The sequence below is a fragment of the Bacillus sp. FJAT-45350 genome, from assembly GCF_002335805.1.
Taxonomy (GTDB): domain Bacteria; phylum Bacillota; class Bacilli; order Bacillales; family NISU01; genus FJAT-45350.
The window spans coordinates 2,502,255-2,519,442 of the sequence record NZ_NISU01000001.1 but is presented as its reverse complement, the minus strand read 5'-3'; the positions used below and the strand labels follow the sequence as shown (position 1 = coordinate 2,519,442).

At 36.2% G+C, this 17,188-nt stretch carries 17 protein-coding genes; 13 read left to right on the top strand and 4 right to left on the bottom strand.

The features are described 5' to 3' along the window. Positions 1-85: 85 nt before the first annotated feature. The gene (locus CD003_RS12715) at positions 86-277 is read left to right on the top strand and encodes a hypothetical protein (RefSeq protein ID WP_096201476.1); all 192 of its coding nucleotides are present in this window, start codon (positions 86-88) and stop codon (positions 275-277) included. 85 nt (positions 278-362) lie between these two features. On the opposite strand, the gene serC is transcribed toward CD003_RS12715, so the two are convergent. Continuing rightward, entirely contained in the window at positions 363-1,445 is a 1,083-nt protein-coding gene (gene serC, locus CD003_RS12710) for a 3-phosphoserine/phosphohydroxythreonine transaminase (RefSeq protein WP_096201475.1), read from the bottom strand. 374 nt (positions 1,446-1,819) lie between these two features. Then, positions 1,820-2,251 (bottom strand): HIT family protein, encoded by a 432-nt coding sequence (locus tag CD003_RS12705; protein ID WP_096201474.1) that lies wholly within the window; start codon positions 2,249-2,251, stop codon positions 1,820-1,822. 250 nt (positions 2,252-2,501) lie between these two features. Between CD003_RS12705 and CD003_RS12700 the strand changes: the two genes are divergently transcribed. From CD003_RS12700 to CD003_RS12680, 5 genes are all read left to right on the top strand, one after another. Next, positions 2,502-4,085, top strand: a complete 1,584-nt coding sequence (locus CD003_RS12700; RefSeq protein WP_096201473.1) for a long-chain-fatty-acid--CoA ligase — start codon at positions 2,502-2,504, stop codon at positions 4,083-4,085. 314 nt (positions 4,086-4,399) lie between these two features. Next, positions 4,400-4,885, top strand: coding sequence for a PCYCGC motif-containing (lipo)protein (locus CD003_RS12695; protein ID WP_096201472.1), 486 nt, complete (start codon positions 4,400-4,402; stop codon positions 4,883-4,885). A 207-nt stretch (positions 4,886-5,092) separates the two neighbouring features. Then, complete coding sequence (locus tag CD003_RS12690) at positions 5,093-5,836, top strand: ABC transporter ATP-binding protein (protein ID WP_096201471.1); 744 nt, start codon at positions 5,093-5,095, stop codon at positions 5,834-5,836. Beyond that, positions 5,833-7,050, top strand: coding sequence for an ABC transporter permease (locus CD003_RS12685; protein ID WP_096201470.1), 1,218 nt, complete (start codon positions 5,833-5,835; stop codon positions 7,048-7,050). The genes CD003_RS12690 and CD003_RS12685 overlap by 4 nt, the downstream gene beginning before the upstream one ends. Before the next feature lie 62 nt (positions 7,051-7,112). After that, positions 7,113-7,859 carry an EcsC family protein gene (locus CD003_RS12680; protein WP_096201469.1) on the top strand — a complete coding sequence of 249 codons (747 nt, stop codon included), beginning with the start codon at positions 7,113-7,115 and terminating at the stop codon, positions 7,857-7,859. Positions 7,860-7,969: 110 nt separating this feature from the next. Here CD003_RS12680 and CD003_RS12675 read toward each other — a convergent pair whose 3' ends face one another. Then, positions 7,970-9,148 carry a M20 metallopeptidase family protein gene (locus tag CD003_RS12675; RefSeq protein WP_179295539.1) on the bottom strand — a complete coding sequence of 393 codons (1,179 nt, stop codon included), beginning with the start codon at positions 9,146-9,148 and terminating at the stop codon, positions 7,970-7,972. 16 nt (positions 9,149-9,164) lie between these two features. Continuing rightward, positions 9,165-9,881 carry a cytochrome c biogenesis CcdA family protein gene (locus tag CD003_RS12670; RefSeq protein ID WP_096201467.1) on the bottom strand — a complete coding sequence of 239 codons (717 nt, stop codon included), beginning with the start codon at positions 9,879-9,881 and terminating at the stop codon, positions 9,165-9,167. Between the two features lie 249 nt (positions 9,882-10,130). Here CD003_RS12670 and CD003_RS12665 point away from each other — a divergent pair, with 249 nt between their 5' ends. The 7 genes from CD003_RS12665 (at position 10,131) to CD003_RS12635 (ending at position 17,107) form a co-directional block, all read left to right on the top strand. After that, positions 10,131-10,529 (top strand): LiaF transmembrane domain-containing protein, encoded by a 399-nt coding sequence (locus CD003_RS12665; protein ID WP_096201466.1) that lies wholly within the window; start codon positions 10,131-10,133, stop codon positions 10,527-10,529. 45 nt (positions 10,530-10,574) lie between these two features. Then, positions 10,575-11,222: a PspA/IM30 family protein gene (locus CD003_RS12660; protein ID WP_096201465.1), complete on the top strand. Its 648-nt coding sequence runs from the start codon at positions 10,575-10,577 to the stop codon at positions 11,220-11,222. A gap of 189 nt (positions 11,223-11,411) precedes the next feature. Further along, positions 11,412-12,266 (top strand): DUF4097 family beta strand repeat-containing protein, encoded by an 855-nt coding sequence (locus CD003_RS12655; RefSeq protein ID WP_179295538.1) that lies wholly within the window; start codon positions 11,412-11,414, stop codon positions 12,264-12,266. A gap of 18 nt (positions 12,267-12,284) precedes the next feature. Further along, a complete protein-coding gene (liaF, locus tag CD003_RS12650; protein ID WP_096201463.1) occupies positions 12,285-13,058 on the top strand; it encodes a cell wall-active antibiotics response protein LiaF in 774 nt (257 codons plus the stop codon). Next, positions 13,058-14,113 carry a HAMP domain-containing sensor histidine kinase gene (locus CD003_RS12645; RefSeq protein ID WP_096201462.1) on the top strand — a complete coding sequence of 352 codons (1,056 nt, stop codon included), beginning with the start codon at positions 13,058-13,060 and terminating at the stop codon, positions 14,111-14,113. Before liaF ends, CD003_RS12645 begins: the two co-directional genes overlap by 1 nt. Beyond that, entirely contained in the window at positions 14,114-14,746 is a 633-nt protein-coding gene (locus CD003_RS12640; protein WP_096201461.1) for a response regulator transcription factor, read from the top strand. A 201-nt stretch (positions 14,747-14,947) separates the two neighbouring features. Next, positions 14,948-17,107 (top strand): transglycosylase domain-containing protein, encoded by a 2,160-nt coding sequence (locus tag CD003_RS12635; protein ID WP_096201460.1) that lies wholly within the window; start codon positions 14,948-14,950, stop codon positions 17,105-17,107. Positions 17,108-17,188: the final 81 nt, after the last annotated feature.

The following is a 17,188-nucleotide window of genomic DNA, read 5'->3' as shown; positions in this document are numbered from 1 at the left end:
ACAATATGCTAGTTTTATTTTAACCTATTATTATTCATGAATAATGCTCATCCATCATAGTATTGATTAAGGAGGGTGACTTACTATGAATGGACTTATTTTTGCGCTATTTACCATATCCCTTTTACTCGCATATGGAACTGCCAACACATTGTTACGAGCTTATCGGTTAGCTAATGAAGATTCAGAAAAAAAGAAATGGCGTTTTTATAGCATGAAACAAGCATTAATAAGTTTAGTTTCACTGATTATAGCTATCTGGCTCGCTTCTTCATAGTATATTTGAAATCTAATATAGTTTTTCAAGAAAGCACCTCCGTTATAGTTGTAGCGGTAGGTGCTTGTTGTCATTTGTATAAAAGCTATTGTTTACCCTTAAATTCAAGCATAAAGTTTCTTAATGCTTCACAAGCTTCAAGTGGAACAGAATTGTATGTTGATGCACGGCAACCACCTACTGAACGATGTCCATTTAGACCAACAAATCCTCGCTCTTTTGCTTCCGCTAGGAAGGCCTTATTTAATTCGTCAGATGGAAGGTTAAACGTTATGTTCATTAATGAACGACTATCTTTTACTGCATGACCAGTATAGAAGCCATCGCTCTCATCAATTGCCTTATAGATTATGTTTGCCTTCTCAATGTTACGAGCTTCAATTCCTTTAGTTCCACCTTGCTGTTTTACCCATTCTAATACATTAGCTAACATATAAATACCAAAAGTAGGTGGTGTATTATATAAAGAGTTAGAGTTAGCATGTGTATCGTAACGAAGCATCGTTGGAACATTGTCTGGAGTATGCTCAATTAAATCTTTACGTACAATTACAACAGTTACACCAGAAGGACCTAAATTCTTCTGTGCTCCAGCATAAATCATTCCGAAGTCCTTTACATTGACAGATCGACTTAAGATGTCACTTGACATATCAGCGATTAAATTTGCACCTTCAATGACGGGATACTGGTTCCATTGCGTACCATAGATTGTGTTGTTAGATGTAATGTGTAAATATGCGTCATTCTCAGATGTTTCTATGTCTTCAGCTTTCGGGATAAAGTTATACTGTGCTCCTTTACTGCTAGCACCAATCTTAGTTTCCCCAATTAGCTTTCCTTCTTTAATTGCCTTTTCAGACCATGATCCTGTTAAAACATAGTTTCCTACTTTACCAGCAGTTAATAGATTCATTGGAATCATTGAGAATTGCAGGCTTGCTCCACCTTGTAAAAATAGGACCTCATAATTATCAGGTATACCCATCAACTCAACAAGTAATTGCTTTGCATTGTTATGAACACCCTCGTAATCCTTACTTCTGTGGCTTAATTCCATAACTGACATGCCAGATTGATTAAAATTAATAAGCTCTGCTTGTGCTTTCTGTAGCACCTCTAGTGGTAATGCTGATGGTCCAGCATTAAAATTATAAGCTCTCTCCATTTGGTTTCCCCACTCCTTTATCTCTTTAACACATTAATGTTAAAAATGATAGTTTCATCGTAACATGATTTAAGTAGCGTATCTATTACTTTTTAAATATTTAATAAATTTGTATTTATTCTATCATTGAATAATAATATTGCAAGTATATAAAATGTGAAAAGTATATTCATTGGTGAAGAGATTCGTTATTTTTTAAATAAGACACTTTTTAGTAATAGTAAAAGAGAATAGGGATAGAGAAAAAAGTGATGGGAGAGATGAGCATAAAAAGAAATCTGAATTGAGGAAAAGATAAATAAAAGAAGGATATACGTTTGGCTAATAATTTGCCTGTACGTATATCCTTATGTATTTCGAAATTAGATATATTTTTATTCAAGTCCTGCTTTAATTGTTTTTGCTATTTGTTGAAGATCTTCTGAAGTATATTCGCTACTATGATCCTTCCATACGCCTCCGTAGCCATCACCTTCGCCGTATCGTGGTATAAGGTGTAGGTGATAATGGAATACAGCTTGTCCAGCGGCTTTACCGTTATTATTTAAAATGTTTAATCCGACTGGGTTGAATTGTTTCTTTACCGCATTGGCAATTTTGGGTACAACTGAAAATAGATGAGCAGCCACTTCTGGTTTAAGCTCAAATATATTTTCCTGATGTACTTTAGGGATGACAAGTGTATGCCCTTTTGTAACTTGACTAATATCAATAAAGGCAAGTACATTCTCATCTTCATATACTTTTGCTGAGGGGATTTCATCTTTAATTATTTTACAAAAAATACAGTTTGATTCGTATGTCATTAAAATCAACCTTTCTACTATAGCTTTGTTATGATAATTAGAATAACGTTTGAGAAAGTTTGTTGCAACCTAGTGACATATTTAATAGGAAGTAATCTCCTTACCTTACTTTACTTTACTTTGTTATAAAACAGTTTATTTTTTTGTTGAAAGATGGGGTACAGATATTGGTAATTATGCTATAATTATTTTGAAAATTTAAATAATAACACATATAAGTGTGGGGAGAGTATTAAAAGGAGGAACTAGTATGCACGTACCATTAGTATTAACAAGTTTTCTGGACAGAGCAGTAAGTTTGTATGGGGATAAGCCAGCCTTAATTGATGATACTAGAACATTTACTTATTCACAGTTAAATCAGAGAGTAAATCAGCTTTCACATGGTTTGAAAGCGCTTAAGATAAATAAAGGCGATAAAGTGGCGTATTTAGCTCCTAACACAATTGAAATGCTTGAAGGTTTTTACGGAGTATTCCAAGTTGGTGGAGTTATGACACCATTAAATACACGCCTTAAGCCAGAAGACTATGTATTCATTTTAAATCATAGTGAGAGTCAGGTTTTATTTGTAGATTATGAATTATATTCTTTGATTGAACCGATTCGTGATCAGTTAACCACTTTAAAGAAAATCATAGTTCATGGGGCAACTAAAGAGTATGATGGTTGTGAAAACTATGAGAAGTGGTTAAGCCAGTATACTCCAGATAGTTTCGAACGTGTGGAGCTAGAAGAAACTGATATTGCTAGCTTGTTATATACAAGTGGTACAACAGGAAATCCAAAGGGTGTATTATTAACTCACCGTTCAAATTATTTACACGCTTTATGTACAATGCATCATTTACGTACATCCGATCGTGATACATTACTTCATATACTACCAATGTTCCACGTAAATGGTTGGGGTTCTCCATTTTATTATACTGCAAATGGGGCAACACAAGTTATGTTACGTAAAGCCGATCCAAAGCTTATTCTTGATAAAATACAACAGCATAATGTGTCAGTAATGCATATGGCACCTACTGTTTTAAATATGATTTTAGAAGAATTCAATGCGTCTAAGCCAAAAATTGAGCAAGATGTTCGAGTTGTTATTGCAGGTTCGGCTCCGCCACCAGCTTTTGTTACGAGAGTGGAAGAGGACTTAGGTTGGGAGTTTATTCAAGTATATGGTATGACGGAAATTTCACCATTAATCACAACGTCTCAAATTCGCTCTCATCATTTAGACTTACCAAAAGAGGAGCAGTATCGTCTAAAAGCCAAGGCTGGGTACTCGATGATAGGGTCTCAAGTTAAGGTTGTTAATGATAATGGAGATGAGGTTCCTCATGATGGTTCATCAATAGGTGAGATTGTTACGAGAACAAATGGAGTAATGGAAGGATATTTAAAGAACCCTGAAGCAACAGCGGAAACGATTCGAAACGGCTGGTTACATACAGGGGATATGGCTACAGTAGATGAAAATGGATATATTGATATTGTAGACCGTAAAAAGGATGTCATTATTAGTGGTGGAGAAAATATTTCATCAATCGAAGTAGAAGGCGTTCTTTATGACCATCCATCTGTACTAGAAGCTGCTGTTGTCGCTGTGCCTCATGAAAAGTGGGGAGAGGTCCCACATGCAGTTGTTGTTCTTAGAGAAGGTCATAGCTTAACAGAAGAGGAAGTCATTCAATTTGCCAAAAGTAAGTTAGCCAATTTCAAAGCACCAAAATCAATTACTTTTGCTGATGCGTTACCAAAAACAGCGTCTGGTAAAATCCAAAAGGTCCAAATTCGCAAAGAATTTTGGGGCGAAGGACGTTTGGTTAACTAATTAAACATACATCCGTCTGACAATTGTTGGGCGGATGTTTTTTGTTGGGGTCTTTTATTGGAGAACAACGCAAGGGATTAAGAACGCAGTGCATATAGCGTGTTCAAAGAAGAGCAATGGCTTCGTCCGCTGCAAGACCCATGACAAGAAACCCACTTGTCATGGGTCTTCAAGAAAAGCAGCGACTTCGCACATTGTATTTAATAAAGGACAGCAAAGCCGTCCTTTATTATTTCACAAAATTGAATTATTCTCGTGATTAGTTACATGGTAGAATATGAGTTGTAAACATATAGATTTAGAGGGAGATGACTATGAAGCAGCTCATTTTACTACTTATTATAGCTATGCTTACACTTGCTGGTTGTTATAACGAAGCAAGTAATGAAGGTTCAGCGCATGACCATTTTATGGGGGATATTCGTGAAGCGACAGTATCGATAGAGGTACTTCCTACCTTTTTGGATGAAGTTCATGAAAATATAGTTTCTGTTTATGAAAGAGTTCCACATCATCAAGATGTATTAGAATATATTCCATGTTATTGTGGTTGTGGTGATACTGTTGGTCATAGAGATGTATATGCTTGCTTTATTAATGAACATAGTGGAGACGATTCAGTTGTATGGGATGATCATGGGATGAAGTGCGGAGTTTGTTTAGAAACAGCTCATTATTCTATGCAAATGAGTGAGGCAGGAGTAAGTACAATGGAAATTCGTCAATATATTGATGAATCATATAAAGAAGGTTTTGCTCCACCAACGAAAACCCCGATGCCTACCTATATAAAAGAGTAATCTACAAAATAAGCTAAAAAGCTAAGGAGAATTTCTAGCTTTTTAGCTTATTTTGATTGTGTAGTGACTCAATAGGTACCTACCATCGACCAAAAGTCGATCAATATCGGAAAATGTAGGAAAGAGATTTTTGCCACAAGCTAAATCTTTCTTTACAATAAGAAGGATAAGAAAGAACAAGTCAAGTTAGAAGAGGCGGGAAGTGAAATGAACACGATATTAGAAGTGGAAGGCTTAGTAGGGGGATATCATCCGAAAAAGCCTGTGATAGAAAATGTGAATTTCTCGATAAAGGAAAATGAAATCGTCGGACTGATTGGATTAAATGGAGCGGGAAAAAGTACGACAATTAAACATATATTGGGCTTAATGGAACCGAAAAAAGGAACAATTAAAATTAATGGTAAACATTTTTTTGATAATCCTGAGAAGTATCGTTCATCCTATGCCTTTATACCCGAGACTCCTATATTGTATGAGGAATTAACGTTGATGGAGCACCTTGAGCTAACTGCGTTAGCCTACGGTATTGAAGAAAATCTGTACAAAGAGAGAGCAGACAAGCTATTAGCACAATTTAATATGACAAAAATGAAAAAATGGTTTCCTAGTCACTTTTCAAAAGGGATGAGACAAAAGGTAATGATTATTTGTGCCTTCTTAGTTCATCCACGTCTTTATATTGTCGATGAGCCAATTGTTGGATTAGATCCACTTGGTATTAAAGCATTCTTAGATTTAATACAGGATATGAAAGAAAAAGGGGCAGGGGTTCTAATGTCTACTCATATCCTTGCTACGGCAGAGCGTTATTGTGACAGATTCATTATTCTTCATCAAGGAAGTATTGTACTTGAAGGAACGTTAGAAGAAATGCGAAGGAAGTTAGGAATGTCTAACGCTACATTGGATGATATTTATATTGAAGTGACAAAGGAAGAGTTAGAATGAATGATGTAAAAGACCTTTGGAATATACGTGTAAAAGAGTACTGGAATGAAGCAATACGTTATCTCCGCTTAATCGGAAACAGTGGATTTTTATTTACGATTTACTTACTAATCATTATAGGTGGCTATTATTACAGTGTGTTTTTAAGCTGGCTACCTGAATCAGCGCCAGTGCCATTATTCTTTACTCTCTTCTTTGCATTTTATTTAAACAGAAGTCCGGTGCGGACATTTGTCAAACATGGTGATCTCGTATTTTTATTACCATTAGAACCTAGGCTGAAATCGTACTTTCGGGCTTCACTGATTTATTCTTTCATCTTTCAAGCCTTTGTTATTATTCTTTTCTTCATTGTATTAGGGCCTTTGTTTACCCAGAGGATTGTTGATGAAAGAATGGTTTATTATATGACATTAATTCTATTATTGTTTGTGAAGTTTTGGAATGTCCATAGCAGCTGGTATGAACAAATGCTTCCATCGCAACAGGAGCGCTTTTGGCATGCTTGTTTGCGTTTTGCTATTAATGTAAGCTTTACGTTTTTACTTTTTGTACAGGCATCTTTTACTTATCTAGCAGCAATCGGTGTATTGATGGTCGTATTATCATTAGTATATTATCGTAAGTTGTCCTTAAAGCATAGCTTGAAGTGGGAGCATTTACTAGAAGTTGAAGAACGAATGTTAACATTATTTTATCGAGTGGCTAATGCTTTTACAGATGTACCGAAACTACGATCTACAGTGAAAAGGAGAATGTGGGTTAATGCAATCGTTGATTTCATTCCGTTTAATAAACGAAGTACGTTTTCACGTTTATATATAAAATCTTTTGTTCGTGCAAATGATTATTTTGGGGTTTACATACGTCTATTAGTCATTGCAGCCATTTTACTAGCTGTTGTACCCGAAGGTTTTATTCGATTACTTGTCTTTCTGTTATTTTTGTATATGTCCGGCCTGCAATTATCAACACTATGGCATCATCATGATACAAAAATTTGGGTGAACTTATATCCTATAAAAAAAGAGAGTAAAACATCCGCATTTTCATTTGTCGTTTTTGTGTTACTAGTCATCAAAACAATCATTTTATCTGCCTACTTGTTCGTTCTTGGGGAAGGTCTAAATAGTATTCTTCTTTTACTAATTGGTGCTATCTTTAGTTATACATATGGCTATAAATTAGTGCATCGGCGAAAGAAAGCCGCATAAGAATTACTAAAGGTATCTTTTACACACCCATTGTGAATAAGCTCTAGAGAGAAGGTCGATAAATGAATAGTTACGAACAACAAGCAGCAGATGAGTTAAAGCGATGGAAAAGAAAAATGACAAAACAGCAATCGATGACGGCAAAGTATGCAAAAAAAATTCAAAAGAAAATGAATGGAATGATACCAGCAAAGATTCACCAAGTAATAACAACGAGTATAAGAAATATGGTTCAAGCAACTCTTGTTGGGTCTGAATATACAGCAAAAAAAACACCGTTAGAAAGCAGTAATTTACAAGAAAGAGAACAAGAGGTTCGAAAAGCGCTAGACGCATATAAGAAAACAGCAGCTGCAGAAGGGGCAGGTACTGGAGCTGGTGGCATTCTTCTTGGGCTAGCTGACTTTCCTCTTCTACTAGGAATTAAAATGAAGTTCTTGTTTGATACAGCTAGTAGCTATGGTTATGATGTAAAAGATTACAGAGAGCGCCTCTATATTCTTTATTTGTTTCAATTAGCTTTTTCAAGCGTGGAAAAGCGAAAAGAAGTATATGAAATTGTAACAAACTGGAATGAGTATGTTAAGACCTTACCAGATAGTAAAACATATCTAAAGAACATTAATTGGCAGGAATTTCAATTAGAATACCGGGACCATATTGATTTATTAAAAATGCTCCAGTTGATACCTGGGGTTGGTGCGATCGTTGGAGCCGCTGCCAATTATCATTTCTTAGATGTACTAGGTGAAACAGCGATAAATGGATATCGCTTGCGTGTGTTAGGAGATGTTTCTCAAAAAGTTTGATAACGAGTTTTATATGAAAAGGGTCGCTCAATCATGAGCGGCCCTTTTCTGGCTTAGGAAAATAAAAAATACTTAAACAAAAGACCGCTTTGCCGTTTTTGTTCCTAAAGTTATTGGATATTTGTATAGTGTAACGCAATTTCTCCTAATGCTTTTGCTGCAATCAGCATTGAGCGTTCATCAATATCGAATCTAGGATGGTGGTGAGGATAGGCAACTTGCCACTCTGGATTTCTAGCGCCAATAAAGAAGAACGAACCTTTGACATGCTGTAAGTAGTAGGCAAAGTCTTCTCCACCCATTTGAGGAGTCATATGTTCTAGTTCTGTTAGGTCAGGAATGGTCGATACTATTTCTACTAGTGTATCTGTTTCCTCGTCATGGTTGACAACAGCAGGGTATCCACGAATATACTCATAGTCTGCTGTTACATCAGCAGCTAAGCATGTTCCATCAACGACTCTTTTTATTTCTTCTTCCATTAAATCACGAACACCTTCATCAAATGTTCGAACAGTCCCAATTAACTTTGCTGAATTGGCAATAACATTAAAAGCATTTCTAGCATCAAAGGAGCCAATGGAGAGGACAGCTGATTTTAATGGGTCTACTTTTCTGCTAACAAGCTGTTGTAAATTCATAACTAGCTGAGACCCAACAACGATTGCATCTTTTGTAAGGTGAGGCTGCGCTCCATGTCCACCTTGACCGTGAATCGTAATTTCAAATCGGTCAGCGGCTGCCATAACTGGACCTTTGCAATATTGTAATTTACCTAAAGGCTCTGTTGCCCATAAGTGAGTTCCGAAAATGTAATCAACACCATCTAAGCATCCATCTTTAATCATTTCAATTGCTCCACCTGGTGCGTATTCTTCTGCGTGTTGGTGGATGAATACAATCGTACCAGACAGTTCTTTTTGTATTTTATTTAGCGCTTTCGCAAGACAAAGGAGTGTGGCTGTATGTCCATCATGACCACATGCATGCATAACACCATCTATCGTTGATTTATAAGATACGTCCTTTGCATCCTGAATTGGAAGGGCGTCAAAATCAGCGCGTAATGCAATTGTTTTCCCTGGCTTTGCTCCTTTTAATGTAGCCACAACCCCACGACTACCGACATTTGTACGGACTTCATGACCAAGATTTTGATGAAATTCCGCAATAAGAGCGGGCGTTTTTACTTCTTGAAAAGATAACTCAGGGTGTTGGTGTAAATGACGCCTAATCTCTACCATTTCTTGAAATAGTCCATCTAACTCCTTGTTAAGCAGTTGATTCATATGAATAGCTCACCTCTCAAAAGTTTATTGGGATAAATCGTGCTAAATAAGCTGAAATGACAGCAAATTGTCCAGTAAATAAAAGAATACCAAGAATAATCATAATGACACCGCTGATTTTCTGAATCTTAGGTAAAATCTTGTTTAACTTTCTCATTTTATTTAATGAACGAGAGTAAATAAGTGCGACGATTAAAAATGGAATACCAAGACCCATAGAGTAGACAAACAACATAAACATACCATAAAACATTGTCTCAGCTTGACTTGCTAGTATAAGAATTGAAGAAAGAACAAGACCAATACATGGTGACCAGCCTGTACCAAAGAGAAAGCCTATTAATACTGAGCTAGCAAAACTTGAGGACTTCTTTGGATTGTCTTTTAATCTTTTTTCGCTTATTAGCATTCGGATAGAAATAATTCCATACATTTGTAAACCGAGCACTACAATAATAATTCCACCAATTTGTTCAAAAAGCTTACGATTCTCCCAGAAAATTTGTCCAATAAAGGAAGAGGATGCTCCTAAAAGTAAAAAGATAGTCGTGAACCCGATAATAAAACCGATACTTCTCGTGAGTATCAATTTTCTATCCGCATGGATTTGATTATCACTAATGTTTGTCCCTGTTAATTGAGCTAAATAGACAGGAACTAGCGGAAAAATACATGGAGATAAAAAAGAGACGATACCTGCTAAAAAGGCAAGCCATATTGATAATTCTGACACTAATGTAGCACCTCCAGTAATAGTCCATACTTTCATCATGTTGATGTGTATGTAAAAGAATAAAACATTATTCTATCATCGTAGTGTAATTATACCGAATTTATATCTTAAATGATATTAACCTGACTACTAATTCAGTAAAGTGTCACATTGTAATTCAGTCTAGAGACTGAGATGAAAACCCTTCTTATGAGCGTTTTGCGAAAAACAAAAAGGACCTAAACTGAAATCAGAAGGAGGCGATATTGAATGAACTGGTCAGGAAAAGCGCTCGTAGGCTTGCTCTTGTTATTCGTCGGTGGAAGCTTATTACTTTCCACTTTAGGGATTCATTTAGGCGGATTAATTGGGTTAGCATTATCTGCGTTACTAATCATCTATGGTTATAGCAAAATCCAGAATGGACAGAAATTTTTTGGAGGTGTGGTCTTAGCTTTAGGTACACTTATCTTAATTGGGAAATCTCATCTTTTTATCGGGATACTCGTATCTGGAGCTATCATTTACTTTGGTTATCGTTTGATTAAGTGCTCTTCTTATGTACAAAAAGCTGATTCAAACGAAGGAGAAGTAATTATTGATGGAAAAGGTGCAAAGATTGAAAGCTCATTTGATGATGAGTGGGAAAGAATTATGGAGAAAAAATAAGGTTTTATTAGTAAGATAAAATCAAAATTTTAGGAGGAATAAATAATGGTATTTAGAAGAATTCGAGACATTACAATGGCAACAATTCACGAGGGATTAAATCAAATAGAAAATCCAGTAAGTATGTTAAACCAGTATTTACGTGATTTAGATGAGGAGATTAACAAAGGAAAAGAAGCAATTACTAAACAAATGATGTTAGAGTCAAAATTTCAAAATCAACAACAAGAAATGGAGCTCCTAGCTGCTAAAAGATTAAAACAGGCTGAATTAGCATTGAAGGCAGGAGAAGAGGTACTAGCTCGTAAGGCATTCTATGAAAAGAAACGATATGAAGAAAAGGCTGAGTATTACAAGGATTTAGCCGAAAAGAATCAAATTGAAGTATTGGATTTAAAAGAAAATCTAGAGGCAATGTTAGAGAAGTTCACTCAGTTACGTGATAAGAAAAATGCTCTACTTGCGAGAGCAAATGCAGCACGAACTAAAGAAAAAATGCATGAGGCAATCGTTAAATTTGATAGTGAACAAGCTGAAAAAGGTTTTGCAAGAATGGAAGAGCGAATCTTTGAAATGGAAACAAGAAATCGTGTATCAATGGTAGACGAGAAAGAATTTGTTGGAACTCCTGTACTATTAGATGAAAAACTAGAACAGGAATTTACTAACCTCAAGCAGAGGGTCACTAATTAAGGTGTCAAGAATTTTTTATGAGGTTCGATGCTGGGAGAAAAGGTCAAAACGGACCTTTTCTCCCAGCATCATTACAAATTACTACAAATTCACAACTATTAAAGTGATTGTTATTAATTTGTTGTACGCACTTATCAAGGGTTATAGTAAACTGTTGCTAGTTAGTAAAAAATGGTGGAGGCTGGAAAAATGAAGAAGATCGTCGGCATACTTTTAATTTTTATTGGCGCTGTAGTGGGGATTATGACAGTTACACAATCTTTTTCTAAACAAGTGAATATACAAGATAAACAAGAGTTTGGTTTGGAGCAGATTGAGAAGGTAGAAATTGTGACTTCAAGTACAGATGTTAATATTTTTTCAACGTCTGATTCTGGTATTACAGTAGATCTTCATGGTCGTTCATCACAAGGTGACGTGGACTTAGTTACGAGGGTAGTAGGCTCTACATTGAGGGTTGAAGTAAGCAAAAGAAATCGGTGGTTTTCCTTTGGACGTTCGCATGTAAGTTTAAAGTTAGATTTACCAGAGCAATTTCAGCAGGAGCTCCATATAACGTCAAGCTCTGGGGATATTTCAATTCATGATGAGGTTACATTAGATGTATTTTCAGCTAAAATGAGCTCAGGTGATGTAAAAAGTGTTCGAGGTACGATTAATATGCTAACGTTTGTAAGCTCTTCTGGTGACTTCAATGGTACTCAATTACAAACAAATGAAATCTCGCTTTCAAGTAGCTCTGGTAATATCGTAATTGATGGAGTTTCAGGTGAGATTAGAGGAAGGACATCTTCCGGGGATGTATTTTTATCCTATATAAATGAAAATGGTACAATTGACTTTCAAACAAGCTCCGGAGACATTGAGCTCCATATTCCACAACCTTCATTCACTTTAGAAGTTAATACGTCTTCAGGAAGTGTAGTAAGTAACTTGCCAATATCTTATACGAGCTTAGGGAAGAGGAATTATATAGGAACAGTTGGAGATGGAGCAAATCAAATCAATATTAGAACTTCATCAGGAGAAGTAGTGATTAGGTAAGAAAGGGGGACGGTTAAAGTGAAAACGTCGCGAAATGTATTAATAGGTATGATTATCATTTTAATAGGAGTAAGCGTATTATTTAATACGTTCCATCTTAATTTCAATCTTGGTAGTATAATTGGTCCCCTTATCTTTTTTGTTATAGGTCTTTTTTTCTATCAAAAGCAGCGTAAGGTTATTAGCCTTATCTTCTTTCTAATTGCAGTCATTGCACTATTTGAAAATGTCTTTCGAATCAATATCGCAGGTATATTAGTGGCACTTGCTTTCATTTATTTTGGTTATCGCCTTTTAACAGGTAGTCAAAAGAGAAGCAAAGAGGATGATGACTGGTTTAGCGAAGAAATTGATAAGACAATATATGAAGAAAAAAGTGTGAAGCAAAAGGAAGAGAAAAAGAAGGAAAAGATTCTAACAGCTCCAACCTTTAAAAGTACGTTTATTGGCGATCTTCACCTATTGCATCACCAGTTTGAATTACGTGATATGAATATAAGAAACGGAATTGGCGATATAAAAATTGACCTTTCGAAGGCTATTATTCCTGAAGGAGAAACGGTCGTTATTATTCAAGGGTGGATAGGTGATATAGATATTTATATTCCATATGATTTAGATGTCCATGTACAGTCAATGGTGACAATTGGGGATTTAAATGTTCTAGAAAGTAGACAAAGTGGCTTTAACCCAACCATTGAATATTCAACATCAGATTATAAAGAAGCGGAAAGAAGGGTAAAGATCGTCCTTTCTCTATTTATTGGTGATATTGATGTGAGGTATGTGTAATGAAGAATCATAAATTAGTCAATTTACAATGGCAATATATGCGTAACTCTGTTTGGATTAGCTTACTAACAGGTGTATTTATTGTTTTTGTTTTAACATATGGTGAACAGCAAGGGTTTGCTGTTTTGTTTCAAAAAAAGCTCCTCGGGACACCACTTTTTTTACTGATTCCCTTCGTATGTATTAGTATTGGCTCTATCTTTGGTTATTTAATTGGGAATGGAGTAAAAAAACGATTAGAACAATTAACCGAAGGAACGATGGCGTATGAACGAGGAAACTTTGCCCATCGTATTTCAGAATTAGGTCATGATGAGATTGGCGTAATGGGGCAGAGAATGAATACGATGGCGACCCGAATTGAAGAGCAAGTTGCATCCCTCCAAAGGCTATCGGCAGAGCGATCGAGATGGCAGGAAACCATTAAACAAACTGCAGTTAGTGAGGAGAGGCAACGATTAGCAAGAGACTTGCATGATGCGGTCAGCCAACAGCTATTCGCGATTTCAATGATGACAGCAGCATTAAAGACGACGTTGAAGAAAGACCCAGTCAAAGGAGAAAAACAAATAGAATTAGTGGAGACTATGGCAGCCACAGCTCAATCGGAAATGAGAGCGTTGCTATTACATTTAAGACCAACTCATTTAGAAGGAAAAAAGTTAAAGCAAGGAATTGAAGAGTTATTAACTGAACTAAAATCAAAAAACGAATTAGCGATTACTTGGAAAATTGATGAACTTACAGACCATATCGCTAAAGGAATCGAAGACCACCTTTTTAGAATTGTTCAAGAAGGACTTTCGAATATATTACGTCACGCGAAGGCAAAGAAGGTGGAACTTCAATTACGGGAAAGCAACGAGCAAATTCGTTTAAAAATAATAGATAATGGAGTTGGTTTTGATACGTCTACTAAAAAAACGGGCTCATATGGATTACAAACGATGCGTGAACGTGTATATGAAGTAGGGGGAGTATTTGAAATTGTGTCTATTAAAGGAAAAGGAACACAAATTGAAGCGGTGATTCCTATCGTAAAGGAGAGGGCTTGATTGATTAAGGTGTTGCTTGTGGATGACCACGAAATGGTTCGAATGGGCTTAAGCACATATTTAGCGACAGAAGAAGATTTAGATGTTGTAGGAGAAGCCTCAAGTGGGGAAGAAGGAATCACTTTGGCACATAAATACAAACCTGATGTTGTGTTAATGGATTTAGTGATGGAAGGAATCGGTGGGATTGAAGCGACAAAACAGATTGTATCAAGCTTTCCGACTACGAAAGTAATTGTGTTAACTAGCTTTATTGATGATGAAAAAGTGTATCCAGTTATAGAAGCGGGAGCTTTTAGTTATTTATTAAAAACATCAAGGGCAACGGAGATAGCTGCTGCAATAAGAGCAGCCTATAACGGAGAATCCATTGTCGAATCACAAGTAACGAGCAAGATGATGGAAAGAATGAGAAAGCAGTCTCAGAAGCTACCTCATGAACAGCTCACACCACGAGAGTTAGAAGTATTGTGTTTAATAGGTGATGGTAAAACGAATCAGGATATAGCAGATAAACTATTCATAGGTGTTAAAACAGTGAAAACACATGTTAGTAATATATTAGCAAAATTGGATGTAGAAGACCGTACGCAAATTGCCATATATGCTCACCGTCATCAACTCGTAAAGTAAAACTTTTGGCTAGTTTTGTCGAATGGTCTATAATATAATAGATAAAATAACCTCATCTAATAGTAGATGAGGATTTTTTTATATGGACCAAAGGTTGGTTTACCATAGAACGTAAGTATATGTCATTGGTTTTGTTTGAATGTAATTAACGATTAGCCATTTGAAAATTGGCAATTGAAACTTAAAATTGGGAGTTGTTTTATGGGTAGTTATCTTACTAAAAAACGATTACTTCTTGGTACTGTAATTTTTAGTGGAACACTAATAGTAGGACTTATCATTTACTTATTCATTATATTCGCTGGTAACTATGTAATAGATAATAAAAAATTAGTTATGAATTCATCGTCATATATCGTAGATCAAAATGGTGAGCTAATTACACAGCTTTTCGTGGAAAATAGAGAGCTAGTAGAAATTCAAGATATACCCCAGCATGTTCAAGATGCTTTTGTTGCAATTGAGGATAATCGTTTCTATACACATCAAGGTATAGACATTCGAGCGATTGGTCGCGCACTGTATCGTGATATACTGGCTGGCTCTAAAGTTGAGGGAGGAAGTACGATAACGCAACAGCTAGCAAAAAATACGTTTCTCTCTCATGATAAAACGTGGCTAAGAAAGACAAAAGAAGTTCTAATTGCTATGAATCTAGAGAGAAGATACAGTAAGCTTGAGCTACTTGAAATGTACTTGAATCGAATTTACTTTGGTCATGGTGCTCATGGTATTCAATCTGCATCGAAGCTATATTTTAATAAAAATGTTTCTGAGTTAACGATTGAAGAAGGAGCGTTATTAGCGGGTATGCCTAAGGCACCAAATAGCTATTCTCCAATAAATAACATAGAGAGAAGTAAGATGCGACGTGATTTAGTCTTAAGTGTGATGGAAAGACAAGGATATCTTACTCCTGAAGAAGCAGTTCGTTATCAAGGAAGAACAGTAAATTTAGATGTGTCTCGCTTTAGTCAAAATGATGCGTATACAACGTATGTTGATATGGTTCTTGATGAAGTAGAAGAAAAGTATCAGCTTTCTAATGAAGAGGTATTAACTGGTGGATATACAATTGTCGTTCCAATGGATAGAGAAGCTCAAGAAGTTTCCTTTAAAGCGATAAAAAATGAAGCATATTTACCCGGTCATGAAGAGAGTGTTGAGAGTGCATTTGTCCTAATGGATGTTGAAACAGGAGGGATTCTTGCTGTACACGGGGGAAGAAATTATGTAAGGCAAGGGTTAAATAGGGTTAATGTCAAACGTCAGCCAGGCTCCACTATGAAGCCGTTAGCTGTTTATGCTCCAGCATTAGAAGAGGGAGTTTATGAACCATATTCGATGCTACGAGATGAGCTATTAGATTACGACGGTTACACGCCTAGAAATTTTAATCGACAGTATCAAGGGCAAGTCAGTATGTATGATGCAATTACACATTCTGCAAACGCTCCAGCTGTATGGTTATTAAATGAGCTTGGCATTGATTTATCTAAGGATTATTTAACTAAGATGAATGTAGAGTTACCTGATGATGGCTTATCAATTGCATTAGGTGGATTATTAGAAGGTTTGTCTCCTTTAGAAATTACAAAAGCTTATCGTCCTTTTGCAAAAGATGGGAGCTATACGGACCATTATTTCATTGAACGAATTTACAATAAGGACGGTAATTTAATAGGTCAAGTTTCAAACGAGGAACAACAGGTATTTTCCCCACAAACTGTTTGGTATATGACGAGGATGCTAGAGTCTGTCGTGACAGATGGGACAGCAAGTAGAGGGAGTAGTATACAAGCACTTGCAGGAAAGACAGGAACAACCTCTTTTACTGAAGTTACTGGGGGTACAAGAGATGCTTGGTTTGTTGGCTACACACCAAAAGTTGTCGGGACCGTTTGGATGGGGCATGATGTAACAACGGTTGACCAATATTTAAAAGGGGGTAGCTCTTATCCAACAGCTTTATTTAAAGATATTTTGAATGAGTTGCCATCAAGCTATCAACAGCTAGCGTTTGAACCACCTAGAGGAGTATCTGACCTAGAACCACCGATCCGTCTTATGACTATAAATGACTTATCCGCTTCAATAACGCTAGGTGGACGTTCGTTTTTAGGTGTAGAGTTAAATTGGAAGCCTTCGGAAGATGAGAGGGTCCATTATCATATATACGAAGTAACCAGCAATAACGATGTAAGAAAAGTCGGTACGAGTATCGGGGAAGGGCACTATATTGTGTCACCTGTTAATTTATTTTCATTAAAGAACTACGTCGTTGTTCCGTACGACCCACTAACTGACCAAACAGGAGAGCTATCTAATGTCGCGGATGTTAGTATGGGGTTTGGTTTTTAATTTGGTAAAATATAAGAAACGAGTATAGGCTATTTGGCTTGTACTCGTTTTTTGCGCTTTTCTTTTAGAAATTTCAGAGCG